The following is a 22,336-nucleotide window of genomic DNA, read 5'->3' as shown; positions in this document are numbered from 1 at the left end:
AAAGGAAATATCTATGGGGCTTACAGCAGAGGAAGTTCGACAGTTCAAAGAGCTTGGTTATGTGGTTAAAGAATCCATTTATTCTTCGGACGATTTGCAACTGCTGAAGGATGGGTTGACAGGCGCGGTTCAGGAGAAGTGCGATGAGTTGATTGCCGCTGGCGAGCTGGATCGCGATTTTGCCGAGGAGCCATTTGAGACGCGGCTGACCAGGCTTAACCGATACAACCCGGAGGCCGCTCACAAGGTGTTGATGTCGATCTGGTCGGGGAGATTTCACGGGCCGGGGATTTTGAAGGCGTTGCGGCATCGGCCATTGATTGCGTGTATTGAGGATATTATTGGTCCCGATATCGTCGGTACGTCGATCTATCGCATACGTCCCAAGGTGCCGGGCTATTCGCGCGGGGAAGTGCCCTGGCATCAGGATGCGGGTTATTCAATGGCGCATTGTTACGAGTATTTGATGGTGACGTGCTGGGTACCGCTGGTGGATGCGACACTGGATAATGGGTGTTTGTGGGTGATTCCGAAGGTGCAGGATAAGGGGATTATCCGACATTATACGGGTGGACACGCGGGCTTTTTGGAAATTGCACCTGAAAGTGTTCCCGAGGGCGCGATACCAGTGGAGATGTCGGCAGGGTCGGTTTTGTTTTTGACGAATCTGACGCCGCATGCTTCGTTTGAAAACAAGACCGATATTGTGCGGTGGAGTATGGATTTGCGATATCAGGATTTTGGCGTGCCGAGCAATATCGGCGAGGTGCCCGAAGATTATATGCCAGAGCGCGAGCCGGTGACGATGGCGTGCCATCCGGGTGAGGCGTATTTCGTGATTCAGGATACGCAAAATCCCGAGCGAGAGGTGCGAGATCCCGGGGCTTTTGCCACGTTGCGAAAAGAGTGGGATAGAAAGAAGGTTCACGCCCCGGGGCGCGGTTGGACGCCACTAAATGAACGCCGTTAAATATGGAGGAGTGTATGGGTGAAGTGACTTATCGGGTTGAGAAATTGCACGGCAGGCCGATTGTCGATGGAAGTGATATGCGGCGGCTCAGGATTGGGGCAGATCCCAACCGGCCGAGATTGCGCGGCGACGCGATGTTTCCCACGGTGGTGCGGATTCCCGATTGGGTGCCTGCGGAAGATCGGGCACATCCGGATGCGAATTACTATCTCTATTTTGCGTCGCATCACGGGACGAGTATTCACATGGCGTGGTCAGATCGGGTGGATTTGGCAGAGTGGACGATTTTTAATGCCGGTCGGTTGGATGATCCGCGTTTTCCAGGGCGCGGGGTTTTTGATTTGCGGCTGGGCAATGAGACTGAGACGATTGATGTGGTGGATGGTATTGTGTTGAAGGGGCATGTGTCGTCTCCCGAGGTGGTTGTGGATGAGGATAATCGGCATTTTATTATGGTGGTTCACGGGAGCAGCAATGATGGCCAGCGTTCATTTGTGGCGACGTCGAAATACGGGTTGAATTTTAACCGTCCTGAAGTAGGTGGGGAAGAAGGCCATGGATTGAAGCGGTTGAAATTTGCGGATCGAAATTATTTGCGCGTGTTTACCTATCATGGCGATTGGTACGGTTTTGCACAGCGCGGATTTTTTTTGAAGCCGGCTGTTCCCGAATGTCCGTGGGATGCGCCAGTGGGTTGGAATACGAGCGATCCTCTGTGGGTGTCCGCTGAATCGTCGCCTATTGAGGATGATCTCGTCGCCGATGGGTTGGCGGGCGATCATCTTCCCAATGGGGGTTTGGGATTGCGCCACGGATGTGTGCGGGTGATGGAGGATGGTGAGACGCTGGAGGTGTTTTACAGCCGAAAATGGGAGGAGCCGGAATATATTATGCGTTCGACTGTGGATTTGAGCGCGGGCGATTGGCAGGCGTGGCAGACGAGTTATCCCCCCGAAGAGATGATTCGCGCCGAGGAGGATTGGGAAGGCGATGTGGTGCACGATTCTTATGCGTTCAAAGAAGATGGTCAGTTGTATTTGTTTTATACCTGCTGGGAAGAGGATGCGATTGCCGTGGCAAAACTAAATAAGGTACAATGAATTTGGAGGAATTAAATGAACCAATCTCAACAAGTAACGCTTTTTCCCGTTGACGGTGTTCAGCCCGTTCCAAAAAAAAAGAAAAAAAGGAAAAACGACCGAATAACTAAAAAGGCTTGATGTAGATGTCAAACTCAGGAAAAACTTACGCTCTTATTGCCGATCTTCGCCCATCAAAGGAAAACAATTATGTTTAGGAGTTATTTGACCGTTGCCATCAGAAATCTACTCCGACATAAAGCTTACTCTACCATCAACGTATTGGGGTTGACAATTGGCATTGCCTGTAGCCTGGCAATTCTCCTGTTTGTTCGATATGAATTGAGCTATGATGCCTACCATGCCAATGTCGACCGGATTTATCGAGCGACGCTCGAATGGCACTACGCCAGCAGTCCTACAGGTTATTATGGAACCACATCTGGGCTACTCGCACCCACTCTGTTGCAAAATTATCCTGCTGTTGAACAGGCTGTGCGTTTCCATGATGTACAGGCCGTTAATGGAAACGACCTATTTATAAGAAGCGAGAAGGTAAGTGCCTATGAGCCTCATGGCTTTGTGGCAGATGCATCTATATTCAAGGTTTTTTCTTTTCCACTTATTCAAGGAGATTCTGAAACAGCCCTGAAAGAGCCCTTTTCTATCGTGTTAACAGAAGCGGTGAGCCAGAAATATTTCGGAGACACAGATCCTATGAATCAGATTCTGACGGTTCAGGATACGCTTCAGTTTATAGTCACCGGCATCCTGGCTCCTATACCTCAGAACTCCCACTTTACGTTTGATTTTCTGATCTCGTTTGAAACCCTTAACCATACGCAGGCGTCGTTTATGGAGCGATGGATGCGGTGGCCAAATTTGGGCTGGCATACCTATATTTTACTCCACGAATCGGCCTCTTACGATGAGATGGAGGCCCAAATTCAAGGGATTACTCAACAATACGGCGCAGCCGATGAAGAACAGTTTAAAATTCGATTTGTACACCACCTTCAACCCTTAAAGGACATTTATCTCTATTCGAATGTGATTCACAATATCGCCCCCCAGAGCGACATCGTATACATTTATGGGTCTCTGGCGATTGCCTTTCTGATTCTGTTGATTGCGTGTATTAATTTTGTGAATCTGGCCACGGCGCGTGCTGTTGATCGCGCACGAGAAGTGGGAATGCGAAAGGTCGTGGGTGCCTATCGAGGACAATTAATCGCACAATTTTTGGGCGAGGCGCTCCTGATGACTGCTGCAACGATCTGTCTGTCTGTCGTGCTCATTGCGCTCAGCCTTCCATTTCTGAACGACCTGGCGGAGCAGAATTTGACGCTGGATATTTTCCAGAATCCTCCTCTCTTTCTTAGCTTAATTGGGATCGCTCTGGGGGTCGGCGTATTTTCAGGTAGCTATCCTGCATTTGTACTTTCCAGTTTTAAACCCGTCGAGGTCTTGAAAGGCAGTCTCAAGTCGGGACAGAAAGGAATATGGATTCGGAAAGGACTTGTGACCTTCCAATTTATCATTTCGATTACACTCCTGATTGTCACCACCGCTGTGTACACGCAAATCAACTATATGCAGTCTCAAACCCTCGGTTTTGACAAAGATCATGTTGTGGTAATTAATTTCAAGAAGGATCCGGATGTTCTGCAGCGTTACACAACCATTAAAGCCGAATTCACAAAACTTCCCAATGTTCTAACTGTCTCCACATCGGCGACTGTCCCAGGGCGTTTCTTCAACTTTCGGAACATCCGTGTCAGAATGTCATCGGGCGAGGAAGTCCTGAAGGGCATTCGCATACAGAGCATTGATGAAGATTATCTCGAAACGCTAGGGCTAACCTTGATATCGGGCAGAGGATTTTCACGCGACATCGAAACGGATCAAAACACAGCCTTTCTACTCAATGAAAAAGCCGTCGCCTATTTTGAATGGGGCACACCTGAAGAAGCACTTGGCAAAACTTTCAACACCAGATCCAATAGGCACTTGATTGGCGTTGTGAAAAATTTCCACTATGTGTCTTTGCACAATCCGATAGAACCTTATCTGTTTTATTTTGACCCCAGCCATTTTTCGTATTTCACTGTCAAAGTCCGTTCTGATGGCTTGTTGAATACCTTGACGAAATTAAAAACAACGTGGGCAAAATTGATCCCTGACAAGCCTTTTGACTACTTTTTTCTCGATGAAGATTTCGCTCATCAATACCGTGCTGAAAAACGTCAAGGGCTTATCTTTTCCATTTTTTTTGGACTCGCTATTTTTGTGGGTTGCCTAGGTTTGTTTGGCCTTATCTCCTTTTCAACTCAACAGCGCACCAGAGAAATCGGCATTCGAAAGGTTCTGGGTGCGCCTATATCCAGCGTTGTCATACTGCTGTCCAAAGACTTTCTCAAACCCGTCTTCCTCGCCAATTTCATCGCCTGGCCTTTTGCTTATTATATTATCAATCACTGGCTTCAGAGATTCGCCTATCGTATCGATGTAGAGTTGTGGCCATTTGCATTAGGCACTATCGCCGTCATGTCTATCGCTTTGAGTACGGCGAGTTTTCAGGCTTGGAAAGCCGCATGCAGGAACCCGGTTGAGACGCTGAGGCAGGAGTGAAAACAGAATCAAAGCTATGGCGCGTGCTTATTTGTCATCCCGATTTCAAGGACTGAAAGTGGCACCACCCCGATGCGACAGCCTCTAACACACAGTTGCCGAGATCACTCAACATGAGTGAAAAGAAAATAAAAAATACCCGTATTCGGATCGCTGTATATGAGGGCGAAGGCGCAGGTCCAAGTCGCGTGGATCTTCTCGATGTTCTCGGCAAGGCAAAGGGAAAGCCGGTTTTCGAGATCGTCAGGATGGACGCTCTGGCAATTCGTCAGGGTGGGCTCTCGGAGGTAGATGTTCTCATCCAACCCGGTGGTAGCGGAGGAAAGCAGGGGCGTGCCCTGGAATCAAAGGGACGAGAAGCGGTGCGGGAATTTGTAAAAGAGGGAGGCGGTTTTATCGGGATCTGTGCCGGAGCCTATCTTGCGACCAATGACTACCCGTGGTCTCTCGACTTGATAGATGCAATGGTGATAGACCGAGAACACTGGGCGCGAGGCACTGGCATTGTGACGATTGAATTGTCTTCGGCTGCCCAGGCGTTTTTTGGGATTGAGGAGAAAACCCTTCAGATTTTCTATGGTCAGGGACCACTGCTGGGACGCCGCGAATTGGATGATCCATTCGTCCCCGATTACGAAAGTCTTGCTCTATACCGCACTGAGATCGCAAAAAAAGGTGCGCCTGAAGGCGTTATGCCAGGCACTTCAGCTATTGTCCGCACGCAGTTTGAAAAAGGCCGTGTGTTTTGTTTTAGTGCACACCCCGAAAAGACAGATTCACTGGGTTATATGGTGGAAAAGGCGGTAAGATGGGCGGCTGGTAGGCAGCTTATAAGGAGATCCGTATGACATCGCCTAATATCGTCTTTATCATCATATCAGACATGGGATGGCGCGATGTTGGCTTTCTGGGTTGTAAGACGCATGAGACGCCGAATATTGATCGCCTTGCTCACGGTGGCATGATTTTTCCGCAGACGTATTCTTGTGGACCTAATTGCGCACCTTCCCGTGCCAGTATTATGTCGGGCATGTACACACCGCGTCATGAGATCTATACACCTGGTGGTGCATCTAAAGGCGATGTTCGTCTGATGAAATTGATAACGCCTGCTCGCGATGCCGATTTAGAACACTTTCCTTCTAATCATCCAATAGCCCTCAAGCCCGATGTCACTTGCATACCGCAAGTGCTCAAATCTACGGGATACACTTGTGGTGCTATCGGCAAATGGCAGCTTGGCAATGATCCTGAAGCGGGACCCATATCTAAAGGCTTTGATCACAACGTTGGTGGTCACCAGCGCATGGGACGCCATTTTAGTCCTTATAAAAATCCTGCTATGCGCGATGGTCCCGAAGGTGAGTATCTCACAGATCGGCTCACCGACGAAGCTGTTCAATTTATTCAAGACAATCGGGATGGCCCTTTTTTTCTTTATCTCGCCCACTGGGCACTGCATGCCCCCATTTTAGCCAAAGCTGATAAAATTGCCGCCTACGAGAAAGCCGAGCATCCCAACCCGCCTTATGGGGCTATGGTTGAAAGCGTTGATGAAAGCGTGGGTCGCGTGATGCAAACGCTTGACGATCTCTGCCTTGCAGACAACACGCTTGTCATCTTCTCAGCCGATCATGGTGGCATAGCCAAATACACCAATATGGATCCGTTACGCGGTGGCAAAGGCGCGCTTTACGAAGGCGGTATCCGCGTATCTACCTGCATGCGTTGGCCTGGTGTCATTCCTGCGGGCACAACATGCGATGTGCCGATCTACGGTATCGACTTTATGCCTACCCTAACTGAAGTCACCTCTGGTACACTTCCTGAGCACCAACCTGTTGATGGTGAAAGTCTGGTTCCTCTCTTTTCTGGCGCAACATCCCTTAAACGCGATACCCTGTACTGGCACTTTCCTCTGTATCTTGGAGGATCTGATTGCCAAAATATCACGCCCTTGCGGGGTGGTCGCGCGGGTCGAGGTACGGGTTGGCGTACTGTGCCTTCGGGAGCCATCCGCAAAGGCGATTGGAAACTGATTGAGCGATTTGATACCGGGAGTGTGGAACTTTACAATATTGCTCGTGATATTGGTGAAAAAAATGACCTTGCCACACGTCACACCGAAAAAGCCGCTGAACTTTTGAAGGATCTCAAAAATTGGCAACGCGATACAAAAGCCATTATTCCCAACGAACCCAATCCGTATTATGATATGGAGTACGAACGCACTGTTGCGCAACAATGAAAGAGATTAAGGAATCCTATGTGAAAAAGCCGAATATTTTGATGGTCAGTTGTATTTGTTTTATACCTGTTGGGAAGAGGATGCGATTGCCGTGGCGAAGCTGTACTGTGAATAATAGGGAAATTGTATGGCACGATTTGAAGCGACATAGGAGTCGTTACAGCAGTACAATTGCCCTCAGTGGTTTCGGTTGGGATCTGGGCACGCTGGGGGCTTCAGTGTTTCATGTGAGTTTGCGGCGAAAGGAGAAGATATGACTTCTACACCTACTGAATGGGAGGACTATCTTTTTGATCTCCAAGGATATCTCGTTCTGAAGGATGTTGTTTCTCCAGAGTTGATTGCGGAGATTAATGAGACGGTCGATCACTGGGTTCGTTTACACGAGGCTGGACACAAATGGATCGGCCATGTTCGCGGTAGCGATCCCGAACCCGTAAAGGGCCCCGATATCAAGTTTGCCAATATTATTGAGGGTGGACCAGCTTTTGAGGCGTTGATCGATAATTCCAACTGGCTCGAGTACGTGAAGCGCTATGTCGATAATGATGGGTTATACATCTGGGCTAACCATTTGTCTGTCAGTCGGAAAGGCAGCTATGTACCTGTTCATTCTGGCGGGCACAACAAGAGTTATCGCACCAGTTTTCGCTATCATAACGATAATTTCTATTGTGGCAATTTCAATGTTTTGCTCGCGCTGAACGATATTGGTCCAGGAGATGGCGGTACTATGATTGTGCCTGGATCGCATAAATGCAATGTGGTTAATCCTCTGGTTTTTGAGCAGGAGAATGGGCGACATAAGAATGTGGTTGAGCAGACGAAACTGACGCCCTATTTAAAGGAAATGCACCTCAATGCAGGCGACGCTGTTATTTTTACCGATGCCTGTACACACGGTGCCAGTGTGCGGACCAATGACGGCGAGCGCAGGATACTGATCTATCGATATACTGCATTTTGGATGAAAAATGCTACTGGTTTTGAGCCGTCAGAAGAATTGCTCGCCAGGCTTACACCCGAGCGCAGAAAAATTGTGCGGCCCGTTGTGCCGATAAGACCGCCTGTTCAATCTGTGACTGCATGATTTTAAAGAAGGGATGGGAATATGATATCGACACCGAATGAATGGGATGATTATCGATTTGATCTTGAGGGTTTTCTCATTTTAAAGAATGCTGTGCAGCCAGAACTCATTGCCGAGATCAATGAGAAGGTTGATGAATGGCTTGTTTTGAGCGACGCTGGTGAGGAATGGTTGGGCAATGTTCATGTTGTGAAGAATGAAAATACCAATAGTCACAGTGTGAGTTTCAGGAATGTTATCGAAGGGGGTTCGTGTTTTGAGGCGTTGATCGATAATCCCAACTGGATCGAGTTTGTCAAGCGGTACGTGGATAACCACGGTTTGCATATTTGGATGAATTTTCTTCCGATCATCCATCAAGGGAGCCATGTGAGGTTGCATGCTGGCGGTCACAATAAGATGTATCGCACGAGTTTTGAATATCACGACAATAAATTTTTCTGTGGCAATTTGAACATTCTCCTGGCACTGAATGATATTGGTCCAGGGGATGGTGGGACACTGGTCGTTCCCGGGTCCCATAAGTCCAATATTCCAAATCCGCTGGTGCATCAGAAAAGGCAGGGCAGGAAGGATTATGTTCTCGAGCCTGGTGATATGGCTCCCCTTCTCAAGGAGGTGCATCTCAAGGCGGGAGATGCCGTGGTGTTTACAGATGCCCTTATTCACGGTGCCAGCGTGAGGACCAATGAAGGGGAGCGCCGCGCATTGATTTATCGGTATTCGTCTTTTTGGACCCGAGATCGTTTGGGGTATGAATACTCCGATGAGTTGGTGGCGAGATTAACGCCTGCACGGCGAAAGATTATTCGTCCGATTGAGCCTTCAAAACCACCGGTTACGCAGATGGATGCTGGTCATTTAGCGCCTGTATCGTTTTGATGCGCAGGTAAGCCGGGAAGTACGCCGGAAGAGTGCCCATAGGGAGATAACCCGATGATGACAGATCAGGAAAAGTACCTGTTCGATCTGAATGGCTATCTGGTCGTGGAAGATGTGCTGACGCCCGAACAGGTGCATGCGATGAACGAAGCGATCGATCACAATCGCGAGTATATCCGCATTCGCAATCATGACAGTCTGTCCGGAGCGGCTGACCGTCACGGCGGGAAGGCCTCGGACGCCCTGGCTGGCGAACACGGTCGAGGGGATATGAAGGGTTTTCTGAACTGGCCGAAGCCGTGGTGCGAGCCGTTTCGGGACTTGCTGATTCATCCCGGGATTCTGCGCTATATGGTTGACTTTCTGGGTGATGATTTTCGGTATTCGAATGCCAATGGAATTACGATGACGGCAGGCAATGAAGGCCACGTCTTCCACGGAGGCGGGGCCCCCATGCGGCATCACTCCTTCTACCGGTTTCAGGATGGCAGGATGTGGAATGGTCTCACAGCAGTGTGCTATCAGCTCGCCGATGTAAATCCGGGTGATGGCGGATTTGCGTGCCTTCCAGGAAGCCATAAGTCCAACTATTCCTGTCCAAGAGAAATCCGTCGCCTGGAAGCCGCGATGGATAACGTACGTCATATTCCGGTCAGGGCGGGATCTGCGATTATCTTCACCGAAGCACTGATGCACGGTGCCCTGCCCTGGAAGGCTTCACACGAGCGACGCACGCTTCTTTACCGCTATATTCCGGCATGTATGGCCTATGGAAGAAAGTATGAGCCGGACGAATATGAGTCCTTCGCAGATGAACTTTCACCACTCCACCGTGCCCTTATCGAGCCGCCCTATTACAGCGGGCGCCAAAGCATTGCGGAATTGCTCGAAGCAGAGGATGAACCGGAGCCTTCCGAGACGCAGGTGAATCATGGTTGATGAATATCTATCTGGTGGAAAAGGCGGTAAGATGGGTGGCTGGCCCAATTTGAGCAAGGGAGAATGAAATGAGTAAACCGAATCTGCTGATTATTCACACCGATGAACACAATTTTCGCACGTTGGGTTGTTATCGCGATTTGATGACGGAAGATCAGGCTTTTGTCTGGGGGCCGGGTGTTAAAGTAGATACGCCTCATATTGATTCGCTCGCCCGGGACGGCGCTATTTGCGACAGTTATTATTCGTCGTCGCCTGTTTGCTCGCCTTCGCGTGCATCTTTTGTTTCCGGTCTTTATCCGATTGCCACCGATGTGTATAAAAACGATATCCCCCTGAAAGAGGGGTTGATCACTTTTGCCGAGGTGCTCAAAAATCAGGGCTATGCCACCTCATATCTCGGCAAGTGGCATCTGGGTGGAGAAGCCAAGCCCGGTTTTGAGCCAGAGCACAAATTCGGTTTTGAGGACAATCGGTATATGTGGAACCGCGGTCACTGGAAGAAACTCGGGCTGAAAGAGGACGGCACGCCCTATGTTGCGGCGAGGAACAACAGGGGTGGGCCTGCCAGCAGAGTAGATGGTGCCGACGAAAAATCGTTTACAACTGATTGGTTGACTACCCGCACCCTGGAAATTATTGAGCGCGATCAGAATCAACCCTTTTGCATTATGGTCTCTATACCGGATCCGCACGGGCCAAACACGGTTCGCGCGCCCTACGACACGATGTACAAAGACATGGTTTTTCAAAATCCGCGCACGATGGATTTTCCCGTGGAGAAAATGCCGAAATGGCACCGGTTTGGAGACAGGAATACGGCTCGTGAACTGAATCAGAGACAGATGCAGAGGTATTTTGGTATGGTCAAATGCATTGACGATAATGTGGGGCGCATTCTGGCAGATCTGGAAGCCGGAGGGCTGGATCAGAATACGATTGTGATTTTTACCGCCGATCATGGCGACCTGATGGGCGAACATAGACGCCACAACAAGGGGATGCCCTACGAGGGCAGTGCAAAGATTCCGTTTGTGATTCGCTGGCCTGGAAAGATCGCTCCGGGGAAAGTTGTGAATACCGCCTATACGACGGTTGATTTCGGTCCGACGATTCTGGGCATTATGGGGATTGAGGAGGAGATTCCAAATGCCCACGGGTTAAATGATGCTGCGGCATTTCTCGGTGATGAAAAGGTGGTAGATGACGATCGTATTGTCTATATGACTACTTCAACATCGCAGACCATTATGGCCGTTAACCGACGTTATAAACTGGTTCTCTCACAGGTTGATGATCCCTGGTTGTACGATCTGCATAAGGACCCGGATGAGCTGGTCAATGTATATTCCGATCCCGAATACAAAGAGATTGCGGAGAACTTTAAAGCTGAGTTGATTGCCCAGATGGCGCGCTACAATGAGCCTGCATTACGCAAAGGCCGGCTGATTTATTAAATGGAGATACCTGTGAACGATGAGAAGAACAAAGGCGCGGCGTTTTTTCCGTACGTCATGCCAAGAGAAAGACCGGATCTGCCTTTGAGCCGCGCGATGGACCGGCTCTTTGCGAACTACAGTGAGCCTTCTACATGGTGGAATGAGTTGTATTCCCAGTTTCGGTACACGGAGCTTGAAGGGCTGGATTACCGGGGAGGAGATGGCAGGCTTACGAGGCATGACCCGAGCAAGGTAATCAAAGCCGACGGCAAGTATTACGTATGGTACACGCGGCGAAGTACGGATGCGCCTCCGCAGGGTCCGGGACGAGGTGCGGAATCGATTCCATCGACTGACTGGGATCTGTCAGAGATCTGGTATGCTACGAGTGAAGATGGTTTTGTGTGGGAAGAACAGGGCGTTGCGGTGCCACGACCTGCCAAACCGCACCCCGGATGGCGGTCTGTTTCCACGCCCGACATTCTCGTTTGGAAGGGCAGATATTATCTCTACTATCAGAGCTTTCTGGAGATGTCGGGTACGCGTGGCGATGATTGTCCTGTGTCGATCTCCTATGCGGATTCGCCGAATGGGCCCTGGACACCGACACAGGAGGTCGTGATTCCCAATGGCCCAAAAGGGTCCTGGGATCAGTTCTCTATTCACGACCCCTATCCACTGGTGTACAAAGGTCGAATCTACCTGTACTATAAATCGGATATGAACGCAGCACAGAAGCAAAACATCCGGTTACAGGGATTGGCCATTGCCGACGATCCGCTGGGACCCTTTGAAAAATGTCCGCTCAATCCCGTGTTGAATTCGGGACATGAAACGGGTCTGTTTCCCTTCAAGGGAGGAATTGCCGCGCTTGCGATTCGACATGGGAATGAGCACAATACGATTCAGTTTGCCCCAGATGGAATCAATTTCGAGATTGCTTCTACCGTCAGCCTGATGCCCATCGCCCCGGGGCCTTATGTGCCGGATGCGTTTACCAATACCGATAACGGACGTGGGATCACGTGGGGGCTTTGTCACTTTACAGGCGTTGGGAAGCACAGTATTCTGGCTCGGTTCGACTGCGACTTGAGTCAGGACTACGATGCTCCAAACATGCGACAGACAGAGCACTGGTGGCCACCGGAATACTATTACAAAAGTGGATTGGGTGAGGCGATGCGTCGAGAAAGGGAGCAAATGGCCAGGGAAGATCTGAAAAAGACCTGATTATTGTTCATTGAAAGGTGAAACTGTTTTGAAAGAACGCGAATCATCGGGCCTGCACCCTTCCAGCCCCAATGTATTGTTCATTATGACTGATCAGCATCGCAAGGCTGCGCTTGGTTGTTACGGTGATCCGGTTATTCAAACGCCGAATATTGACCGTCTGGCGGCGGACGGTGTGTTGTGTGAGCAGTGCTGGACCCAGCACCCGATCTGTATGCCAGCCCGGGCGTCGATCTTTACGGGTCGGTACCCACAGGCACATGGGGTGCGACATTGCGGTGTGGATCTGCCGCTGGATGAAATCACCATGGCGCAGACTTTTATGGAGCAGGGCTATCGGACGGGAGGCGCAGGGAAATTTCATTTTCAGTGTCACTTTGACCGGCCGCCTTTTGTGCATACGATACCTCGTATGGATACGTGGTCTGAGCCTTATTATGGATTTCAGGAATTTCATATTGGGGACGATGGTCGCCGTGGCGAACAAGCGTATTGGATCAAGGAAAATTATCCAGAACACGCTGGCAAGCCGGATCATGAAATTCCGTTGGAATTGCACAATAGTACCTGGTCGGCAGACCATACCATCCGGTTTATTCAGGACTGCCACCAGAGCGGTGATCCATTCTTTGCGTTTTGCTCTTTTGTCGATCCGCATCACAGTTACAATCCACCTTCGCCTTATCGGGAGATGTACAATGAGGCTGATATGCCCGCGCCCATTCGCCGAGAAGGTGAATTGGATGACAAACCGGAACCTGTTCGCAAACGCGCGCTGGCCCGTAGCAAGCAAAATGAGAACGTGGCTGCCGCTCGGACCCAGTATTACGGTGAGGTTACATTGATCGATGACTCGGTGGGGCGTATTCTCAAAACGCTTGATGACCTGGGAATCCGGGAAAATACGATTATCGTCTTCACCTCAGATCACGGCGACCTGCTCGGCGATCATTTCGACTGGTACAAAGGCTTTGTGCATTATGAGCAAAGTGCCAGTGTGCCGATGATTTACAACTGGGGTTCTCGTTTGCAGCAAGGTAAGCGGTTGGGCAATATTGTGCAGTCCATAGATATCTTTCCGACACTATCTGACCTGGCCGGTGTAATACTACCGTCTGGTGTGCAGGGACGATCCCAGGTGTCTGCGCTGACTACCGAGAGCACCGCTACCGGGTACGATGCGGCTTTTATCGATTCGTATGTCGATGGGATAGAGAATCCGGATATTGCCCAGACCGGCGTCCCGCAAGAACCCAGTGTATGTACACTTCGGTCGCTGAAATGGCGCTACAGCTACTACGTTGGGAAGGGGTATGGCGAATTGTACGATCTCGAATCTGACCCCAACGAATTTGTCAATCTGTGGGATGATGCTGGCAGGGAGCAGGTCAAGCGCCAGTTGAAAGACGAACTGATGGAACGCATCATCAAAGCGCGCGATCCTCTGCCAGTGCGGACGCATCCGTATTGAGGATGCGGAACATTGTTTTAACAATACCGGGATAATTCTTATGGGAAAGCGAATCCAACCGCAGGGCATCGTCAATAACGCGGAAAGCCCACATGTTGTGCTCAAGAGTATCAACATTGGCGACTGCCAGTGGACGGATGGATTTTGGGCGGACAAATATCGGTTATGTGAAGAGGTGATGGTGCCCTATATGGGCACGTTGCTCAAAGGCGATATCGGGCATGGCTACAATAATTTTAAAATTGCTGCTGGTCTCAAGGAAGGCGAGCATAAGGGCCACTGGTGGCACGATGGCGATTTCTACAAGTGGATGGAGTCCGCCATGTATGTCTATGGGGTCAATAAGGATGAGAAGATTGTTGAGGAACTGGATGAGATTATCGAGATCATCGGAAAGGCTCAGGAAGACGATGGCTATCTATCGACCCACGTTACCATCAATGGGTTCGATCGGTTTTCCAATCGCCAGTACCACGAACTTTACAACAGTGGTCATTTGTTGACCAGTGCATGTATTCATTATCGCGTAACTGGGAAAACCAACTTCCTGGATATCGCTGTTAAACATGCAGACTATCTGTATGGGGTTTTTCAACCCCGTCCAAAGGAACTGGCGCGTTTTGGTTTTAATCCCTCTCAGATTATGGGATTGGTAGAGCTTTATCGAACGGCCAGAGATGCGCGTTATCTCGAGCTGGCCGAGATATTTGTCAACATGAGGGGAGACGGTCCCGTGCAGGCTCCGACTGTCAACCCGAGGTTCGAAGGCGATATGTGTCAGGATCGGGTTCCTATTCGCGAGGAGACGGAGGCCGTTGGTCACGCAGTTCTGGCTATGTACCTCTATGCTGGCGTTGCGGATGTGTATGCAGAAACTGGAGAGCAGGCCCTGATAGACGCTCTTGAGCGGCTGTGGGCAAATGTGACCGATAAGAAGATGTATGTAACAGGCGCTGTCGGACAGGCGCATCACGGCGCATCTTCTCGGGTGGATTTTGTCCATGAAGCATTTATTGACGAATATATGATGCCCAATTCGACGGCTTATAATGAGACGTGTGCGAATATCGGCAATGCCATGTTCAACTGGCGTATGCTGAGTTTGAAGGGCGAAAGCAAATATGCCGATGTTGTGGAATTGGTTTTATATAACAGTGCGCTTTCTGGCATCAGCAGTGATGGCATGCACTATTTCTACGCCAACCCGCTTCGTATGAACCATGAAGGGCGTGATTATTCAAGGACGCCTACGGAGACGGCTGTTCGGTTGCCCTATATCAAGTGTTTTTGCTGTCCGCCCAATATTGTCCGAACCATTGCCAGGTCGTCTGGATGGGCATACAGCCTGACGGAGAACGGTGTTGCGGTCGTTCTGTACGGGGGGAATAAAATGGATGCCCAGATGCTGGACGGATCGAAGATCAGGCTGAAACAGGATTCCCAGTATCCGTGGGATGGCGCAGTGAAAATCACGATAGAGGAATGCAAGGACAAGCCCTTTGAAATGCTGCTGCGCATTCCCGAATGGGCGGTAGGCACCAGAATTACGATCAACGGGAGAGATGCTGGTGTTGAAGCGGTACCTGGAACTTTTGCCAGAATTGAACTTGCCTGGAAAGCGGGTGATGTTGTTGCACTGGAAATGCCGATGGATATTACTCTGATTGAAGGCCATCCACGTATTGAAGAAACCCGCAATCAGGCAGCGATTAAACGTGGCCCTGTGGTGTACTGCATTGAATCGCCCGACCTTCCGGAAAACACGGATATTCTGGACGTGTATCTGCCGATCTCTTTAGACTTAAAAGCAGAATACCAGCCGGAATTTCTGGGCGGTCTGACGACGATAAGCGGCAATGTTGTCTTGCGCAGAGATAAAAAAGAAGGCATGTATCGGACGCTGGTCAAACCAGAGTGGAAAACCATTCAAACCCAATTCGTTCCCTATTATTCATGGTGCAATCGGGGGCAAAGTGAAATGACGGTTTGGATGCCCATTGTGTGGAAGTAGAACCGGGTGTCCGATTTTGGGTTCAAGCTGTTTGGCGAAACCCGATCAATAAAGAAAGAGACAGATGAAACCCTCACAACCCAATGTGATTTTGATCATTACCGACGACCAGGGGTATGGCGATCTGGGCTGTCACGGCAATCCCGTTGCCCGAACGCCGAATCTGGACAGCTTGCACGGAGAAAGTATTCGGCTGATGGATTTTCACGTTGCGCCCATGTGTACGCCTACTCGCGGCCAATTGCTGAGCGGACTTGATGCGGCACGCAATGGCGCTGTAAACGTGAGTAGCGGACGCTCGCTTCTGAGACCAGATTTGCCGACCATGGCCGATATTTTTCGGTCGAACGGTTATCGAACTGGTGTGTTTGGCAAATGGCATCTGGGCGACAACTATCCGTACCGTCCTCAGGACCGCGGTTTTGAGGAAAGTCTCTGGTTTCCATCCTCTCATATCAGTTCTGTGCCCGACTACTGGGAGAACGATTACTTCGACGATGTATATTGTCACAATGGATCTCGCGTGCGACAGGAAGGATACTGTACGGAGGTCTTTTTCGAAGCGGCAAAAGCGTGGATGCAAGCACGGATCGCGGCTTCAGAACCCTTTTTCACTTTCCTGCCGACCAATGCCCCACACGCCCCACTTTTTGTGCCTGCCGAAGATCGCGAGGCCATTGAGGCGGCATTTGCAGAGGATGAACACCAGTTGCCTGCACTTCCCGAAAATTTGCGAGCGAATATCATTCGCTTTCTCGCTATGATTCGAAATTTGGATACTCAGGTCGGTGCGCTTCGGCGCTTTCTGCAAGAACAGGATGTAGATAGGAATACAATCCTGATTTTTATGACTGATAATGGCAGTACTTTTGGTTCTGTCTATTACAATGCCGGGATGCGGGGTAAAAAGTGTGAGCTTTGGGAAGGTGGGCACCGGGTACCGTTTTTCTTACATTGGCCAAATGGTGATCTGGGCGAACCCCGGGAGATTGAGGGACTGACTCAGGCGCAGGATATTTTGCCGACTTTGATCGAGTTTTGTGGGCTGGAACCGCCGGCCGAATTGCGTTTGGATGGGATTAGCCTATCTCCGGTTTTTCGGGGTGCGGAGCAGGTGCCGGAAGATCGCATGTTGACGGTGAATTACAGCCGTATGCCCGGGGAGCTGGACTACCCGACACCCGACAGCCCTTCGTTCATAAGACGCGAGGGTGCTGCTGTGCTCTGGAAACGGTGGCGCTTGCTTGAAGGAACGGCACTGTATGATTTGGATAGCGACCCCGAACAGAATCTCGACGTTGCCGATCAGCACCCTGATATTGTCCGGCAGATGCGGGATTACCTAAATGCCTGGTGGCGTGAAGTGGAACCGGTCGCCAATCAAGTGCAGCGGATTACCATCGGCAGTGAGGCCGAGAATCCGATGACGCTATCGGCCTGCGAGTGGAGGGATGTCTTTGTGGATCAGCAGCGGCAGGTGAGGACGGCCGTGCGGAAGAACAGTTACTGGCACCTGATGGTTGAAGCCGCTGGCAAGTACACTTTTGAATTGCGGCGCTGGCCGAGAGAGAGCGGCCTCAAGCTGAGAGAGGCTTGCCAGGCGGCTCAATTGACCGACGGTGAATTGGAAGCGGGAATTGCGCTGCCGATTGCCAGAGCGCGTGTGCTGATCGGTGGACGCTTTTACACCAGGCCCGCTGAGCCAGACGACCAGGGTGTTGTGTTTACCGTGGATCTGGAGCCGGGTCCCACGCTTTTGCACACCTGGTTCGACGACGAGCGCAACCAGCCCATCTGCGGCGCCTACTATGTTTATGTTGCACGTCAATGAGGGGGAAAACCATGAAGACCATATTGTTGATGATAACCGTGTTTGTAATGACCGCGGTTGCGGAGGGGGCATACGTAGAAACGATGGATCCAAATGGTTTGACTATGAATCTGAAGACGGATTTCGGACTGGTTGATGATGGGGCTGAGAGCAATCAGAGTGAGCGATTGCAAAAAGCGATAGATGAGGTTTCAGCAAAAGGTGGTGGACGCCTGATTGTTCCGAAAGGGGTTTATCGTTTTGGGGGCATCAACTTGAAGTCCAATGTGCACCTGTTGATCGAGAAAGACACGGTTATCAAACCCTATTGGCCCAAAGGTACGAAGACCATTGTTTTTGGATTGGGTACAGGGAGGAATGCCGAATCCATAGAGAATGTCAGTATTCGCGGGCTGGGCGGCAAGTTTATTGTCGATTATTCAGATCGCGGAAGTGTGGCGGGGGAAGGCATACGGATCGTCAACTGCAGGAAGGTCAAAAATTTCCTGCTCTCCGATATTGACGTTAGGGATAGTTTTACCACTTATTCTGCATTTATCTTTACGCCGTCCAGGGATAGGGATGTGGAGAGTGGGGGCGTCTTCAGGCCCACCGATGGTCTGGTGAAAAATCTGAGAAGCACGAATACCAGCCCGGGATACGGTTTGGTTCAGATGCATGCGGGGGAGACCATCCATTTTGAAAATCTCGAAGCCATTGGCGGTGGGGTGACTTTTAGACTGGAGACGGGTGCCGGCGGGCATAACGGCGGGGTGCATGATATTACGGCAAAGAATCTATATTGTGAGAATGGCAGTACTGCGGTGTTGCTTGGACCACACAAAGCTCAAAATGGCGTTGTCAAGATCGACGGTGTGACTGTGAAGAGTTGTGCTTTCGCGGTGACGATGGGACCTGGTTATGTGGAGAAACGGAATCAGGCGGATGAGCGTTATAAACCCGGTGTGTTTGCAGATGGGACTACGGTAAAGAATATCCATGCGATATTTGGGACAAACGCGGCTATTGCACTCAAGGGACTTGCGAATGTTCCGGAGGAATACCTGAAAGCGCTCAGGTTTGATGAGAATGACAGGAAGATCAAACGGGTTAGAGGTCCCTCTGTCGGGGTTGTGAGAGATCGCACGGGGGATAGTTGGCATCCGATTATTGAGAATGTGACCAGCGAGGGGTTCAAATACAACAAAGGCATTATGAGTCTTGCCGAAAAACAGCCTCGAAACTGGAAAGCGCGGCTCAAAGGGCTGCCACTTCTCGACGAGATTTTGCGAAATCAACAAAAGCAGGCAGACTGAGATAGGAGATCAGCTCATGCGACCGGTCCATCCCCTCAGCGATAGCGAACTGGACGAACACCTCGCCAATCTCGACCGCGACGGCTATACCATTATACGGAACCAGATCGCACCTGAGTACCTCAACCCTTTGCGCGACATTGCCCAGCGTGCCGCCGATGACTATATTGCCGCCTGGCGTGGCGGGATGAAGCTGTCTGAAGTGAAGATCGGCGACAGGTACGGGACTCGCAAATTTGATCTGAATCCCAACGCCCGTGCCTGTTTCTTGTGGGGTGATGCGGCGATAGAATTGCTCGACCACGATACTGTTCACGCGATCTGCGAGCCTGCCCTGGGTACCTATCACTTCTCTGACCTTGTCGCCAATACCCAACGCTACAACCCCGGAGAGCAGTCTGAAGGCATCCATCGCGATTTTCGCCCCGGCCTTACCGCCAATGGCAAGCACAGGGGGCTGTGGTTCTTTTTTTTAATTGACGGGTACACGGCGGAAAACGGTGCGACTTCTGTGATACCGGGCACTCATCGCTTTAAGGCTGGCGAAGATCCCGAGGTGCCGGATTCCAACCCAAATTACTACGGCAATAGAGTTCAGGTTATCGGCGATCCCGGTGATCTGCTGGTGGTCAATGCGGCCTGTCTGCACTGCGCTGGCATGAACCAGACCCGGAAGCCACGCCGTACGTTGAATGTCCGCGTGATGCAACCCGAAGGCAAATTTCACTACAACGCCTGGAGGCTGGCCGGACCAAGACGCCAGGCCAAAGCCAGTGTCCGGGTTAAGCGGTTCATGCAACCACCGGCTGACCTCGCTGCCGAACTGCGTACCGATTGGGCAGTGATGCCGAGCAAGGATGAAGTGGATTAGACGCCGCGCATGGGGTCGTTTTCTATTTTTTGGCACGCCATTTCAAACAGGTATTCGAACGGGGGGGCGATGAATTTGGCATTGGGATCAACGCCGCTTGCTTTGAATATTTTTTCACTGCTTTTATCAAAGAAGAGTGTTCGTCGTCTGACCAGCCAGCCAATGTTGTAAACAACTGCGATCATGTGGCGGTTGTGATCAGATGGATTTGGTACGCCGCGATGCCAGAGGCGCGAATCGCGGATCAGGATGTCGCCTTTTTGCAAGGTGGCCTGAATGGGTGGTGAAAAGGAGCGACGGTCGGCTTCTGTTTCGTCTGTTACCGGGCGCATGTCGAGGTGTGAGCCTGGCCAGATTTGTGTCGATCCGTTTTTGTCAGATGTGTCCTGGGGAAAGATGTTGATGATGAGTTGGGTTGCTGGATGGGGGCGGTTTTGCTCTCCCCAGAGGTGAACGCCGTCAGCATGAAGGGGTTGGAAGGTGCTGTTTGGGGTATTGGTGTTCCCGTTGTAAAAGCAGCAGTAAAATTCTGTTCCCAGCATTTCTCGTGAGATCTGAACGGCATAGGGATTGGCGAGGATGTCCGGGGATAGGTATGGGTCAAATGGTGGGGGTCCTTGCTGTAAATGACCCTGTACGCCACCTGCGCCACCCCATTTTTGTGCTTCAATCAGTTTTGCAGAGTCTTCATCCATGCGCGTTTTGAGGGCGTCGAGGATCGCGTGATCCACCACCTGCTCGATGATGACATAGCCGTCGTGCCGTATTGCCTCTATCGCATTTGCCAATTTGTCTTTTGCCAGTTCACCAGAGCTTTGCTCTGTTGATGTGAGCGAGATGTTCATTTTGCGTCTTTCCCTTTGTTCTGCATCGTAGATTTGTTCCCTGTAATGTAGATGGTGGCTATGAGTGTGTAGTGCCAAAAACGCCAGCAAAGATGAGAAAATCCGCAAAGTTAATGATACCATCGTCGTTCATATCCATACGGGCATCGTAATTGGCATCCGATGACGATAATCCGAATACGCTAATGAAGGTGAGATAATCGGAAAAGTCAACATCGCGGTCGCCATCGAAATCGCCCGGATAAGAAATATGGATAGAGATCATGGCGTTGGACACATCTAAGGGGTCCTGGTGCCTATTGAGATCTGCCATTGAAGCGGTTTTGACGATGAGCGTTGTCTCTGCTTCAAGGGTATTGGTCACTTGCAAGTCAATCTGACCGAGATAACCAGTGGCAGGCACAGCAGGGGTAGAGAGCAATAGCGCAGACAGGATAGGACTACCCGGTGTTGGGAATAGGGCTGCATCGGTAAAATCCTTGCCCGATATACTACCGATGTAGTTGGAAAATGTCTTGCCTGGCAGATCGAGTTCTATTTCGTAACCATAGGTTTGTTTGCCTGCGGCCATTGGAACAAAGAGTTGAAGTTGAATTGTATCGCCAGCTTTTTGTTCGGGAATGGTTAGCGCGTTGTTTTGTGCAGCGGGTGTTTCAATTTGTGTGTCGAGGTGGAGTTGCATGCCGGCAAATTCGCCACTTGTAGGCTCGTTAAACGATATGACATTTGTCGTTGTGATTACATCGCTCGATGCCGAGCTCTGAGCGAGTGTCACCGCCTTAATGCCAAGCGTAAACTCTTTACCCGTAATATCTGCTACGGTAGAAAACTCGGCGCGTCCTATAAAACCAGACGATGGCAATGTGACAGGTGTAGTCGTTGCGAAATTTACGCCCGTCGGTTCTGGAATAGCAAACGGAAACGCACTGTTCTCGACTTTATCAAGTTTCAAAACAGAAGCATCAAATTCAAATATGATGACTATACCAGCGAGAGGTGTGGTCACACCTTTTGCGAAGACTTCAACGGCAATTTTTGTGCCCTGTCCAGAGACTGTGCCTGAAGTAACGCGATTATCTATTTGATTACCTGCTCCACCATCGGAGATCAGATCAAGCGACACCGTCGCATTGGCATTGGGGCCAGCAGAGGCTTGACCCGCGAAAGCCAGTAATGCAAGGGTGATAGTAAACAAAAGCCCTTTTTTTAATAACATTTGCAACAATCCTCAATATATTGAATGATTGGCGATCATTTTGAGCCTATCGAGCGAGGGATGACCTGCTGTGCAGTTCTTCAACTTCTCTACGCTTCGCCCAGCATGCGTAGCCCTTGTCGGTCAGTTATCTCTTTATATTGTGCAAAGATAAGTAGAAAATCAATCAGATAATAGTGTTACTTTTCGCCCTTTCAAAGATATATATACTGATTTTTTTAAAAGTGGACTGTGATCTATTGAAGGTATATTTTAGTTGTCCCGAAATGAATAGAATTATTCCCGGTG

17 protein-coding genes are annotated in these 22,336 nt (G+C 50.2%); 15 read left to right on the top strand and 2 right to left on the bottom strand.

Going from position 1 to position 22,336, the window contains the following annotated elements; all coding sequences use genetic code 11:
• Window positions 1-13: 13 nt before the first annotated feature.
• The 15 genes from F4Y39_23800 to F4Y39_23730 all read left to right on the top strand — a co-directional run bounded on the left by F4Y39_23800 (window position 14) and on the right by F4Y39_23730 (window position 19,987).
• Window positions 14-970: a phytanoyl-CoA dioxygenase family protein gene (locus tag F4Y39_23800; protein ID MYC16764.1), complete on the top strand. Its 957-nt coding sequence runs from the start codon at window positions 14-16 to the stop codon at window positions 968-970.
• 14 nt (window positions 971-984) lie between these two features.
• Window positions 985-2,070, top strand: coding sequence for a hypothetical protein (locus F4Y39_23795; GenBank protein ID MYC16763.1), 1,086 nt, complete (start codon window positions 985-987; stop codon window positions 2,068-2,070).
• Window positions 2,071-2,226: 156 nt separating this feature from the next.
• Entirely contained in the window at window positions 2,227-4,680 is a 2,454-nt protein-coding gene (locus F4Y39_23790; GenBank protein MYC16762.1) for an FtsX-like permease family protein, read from the top strand.
• A gap of 113 nt (window positions 4,681-4,793) precedes the next feature.
• Complete coding sequence (locus F4Y39_23785) at window positions 4,794-5,528, top strand: biofilm PGA synthesis protein PgaB (GenBank protein MYC16761.1); 735 nt, start codon at window positions 4,794-4,796, stop codon at window positions 5,526-5,528.
• Window positions 5,525-6,928, top strand: a complete 1,404-nt coding sequence (locus F4Y39_23780) for a sulfatase (protein ID MYC16760.1) — start codon at window positions 5,525-5,527, stop codon at window positions 6,926-6,928. Before F4Y39_23785 ends, F4Y39_23780 begins: the two co-directional genes overlap by 4 nt.
• A gap of 253 nt (window positions 6,929-7,181) precedes the next feature.
• Window positions 7,182-8,018: a phytanoyl-CoA dioxygenase family protein gene (locus F4Y39_23775; protein MYC16759.1), complete on the top strand. Its 837-nt coding sequence runs from the start codon at window positions 7,182-7,184 to the stop codon at window positions 8,016-8,018.
• A 21-nt stretch (window positions 8,019-8,039) separates the two neighbouring features.
• Window positions 8,040-8,900 carry a hypothetical protein gene (locus F4Y39_23770; GenBank protein ID MYC16758.1) on the top strand — a complete coding sequence of 287 codons (861 nt, stop codon included), beginning with the start codon at window positions 8,040-8,042 and terminating at the stop codon, window positions 8,898-8,900.
• Window positions 8,901-8,954: 54 nt separating this feature from the next.
• Window positions 8,955-9,839 carry a phytanoyl-CoA dioxygenase family protein gene (locus tag F4Y39_23765; GenBank protein ID MYC16757.1) on the top strand — a complete coding sequence of 295 codons (885 nt, stop codon included), beginning with the start codon at window positions 8,955-8,957 and terminating at the stop codon, window positions 9,837-9,839.
• 68 nt (window positions 9,840-9,907) lie between these two features.
• Window positions 9,908-11,296 carry a sulfatase-like hydrolase/transferase gene (locus F4Y39_23760; GenBank protein MYC16756.1) on the top strand — a complete coding sequence of 463 codons (1,389 nt, stop codon included), beginning with the start codon at window positions 9,908-9,910 and terminating at the stop codon, window positions 11,294-11,296.
• Window positions 11,297-12,508 carry a family 43 glycosylhydrolase gene (locus F4Y39_23755; GenBank protein MYC16755.1) on the top strand — a complete coding sequence of 404 codons (1,212 nt, stop codon included), beginning with the start codon at window positions 11,297-11,299 and terminating at the stop codon, window positions 12,506-12,508. It begins immediately after the preceding gene.
• Between the two features lie 28 nt (window positions 12,509-12,536).
• On the top strand, window positions 12,537-13,979 hold the full coding sequence (locus F4Y39_23750) for a sulfatase-like hydrolase/transferase (protein ID MYC16754.1): 1,443 nt from the start codon (window positions 12,537-12,539) through the stop codon (window positions 13,977-13,979).
• Between the two features lie 40 nt (window positions 13,980-14,019).
• Window positions 14,020-15,990: a glycoside hydrolase family 127 protein gene (locus F4Y39_23745; protein ID MYC16753.1), complete on the top strand. Its 1,971-nt coding sequence runs from the start codon at window positions 14,020-14,022 to the stop codon at window positions 15,988-15,990.
• 64 nt (window positions 15,991-16,054) lie between these two features.
• Window positions 16,055-17,821: an arylsulfatase gene (locus F4Y39_23740; GenBank protein ID MYC16752.1), complete on the top strand. Its 1,767-nt coding sequence runs from the start codon at window positions 16,055-16,057 to the stop codon at window positions 17,819-17,821.
• A gap of 11 nt (window positions 17,822-17,832) precedes the next feature.
• Window positions 17,833-19,116 carry a hypothetical protein gene (locus tag F4Y39_23735; protein ID MYC16751.1) on the top strand — a complete coding sequence of 428 codons (1,284 nt, stop codon included), beginning with the start codon at window positions 17,833-17,835 and terminating at the stop codon, window positions 19,114-19,116.
• Window positions 19,117-19,132: 16 nt separating this feature from the next.
• Window positions 19,133-19,987 carry a hypothetical protein gene (locus tag F4Y39_23730; GenBank protein MYC16750.1) on the top strand — a complete coding sequence of 285 codons (855 nt, stop codon included), beginning with the start codon at window positions 19,133-19,135 and terminating at the stop codon, window positions 19,985-19,987.
• Here the strand turns inward: F4Y39_23730 and F4Y39_23725 are convergent.
• Window positions 19,984-20,832, bottom strand: coding sequence for a phytanoyl-CoA dioxygenase family protein (locus F4Y39_23725; protein MYC16749.1), 849 nt, complete (start codon window positions 20,830-20,832; stop codon window positions 19,984-19,986). The two genes, F4Y39_23730 and F4Y39_23725, sit on opposite strands and share 4 nt — an antisense overlap.
• Before the next feature lie 58 nt (window positions 20,833-20,890).
• On the bottom strand, window positions 20,891-22,048 hold the full coding sequence (locus tag F4Y39_23720) for a hypothetical protein (GenBank protein MYC16748.1): 1,158 nt from the start codon (window positions 22,046-22,048) through the stop codon (window positions 20,891-20,893).
• Between the last annotated feature and the right edge of the window lie 288 nt (window positions 22,049-22,336).

The organism is Gemmatimonadota bacterium (genome assembly GCA_009838845.1).
GTDB lineage: Bacteria > Latescibacterota > UBA2968 > UBA2968 > UBA2968 > VXRD01.
Note: the sequence above shows the minus strand (reverse complement) of the source record. Positions and strands in the feature narration are given on the sequence as shown.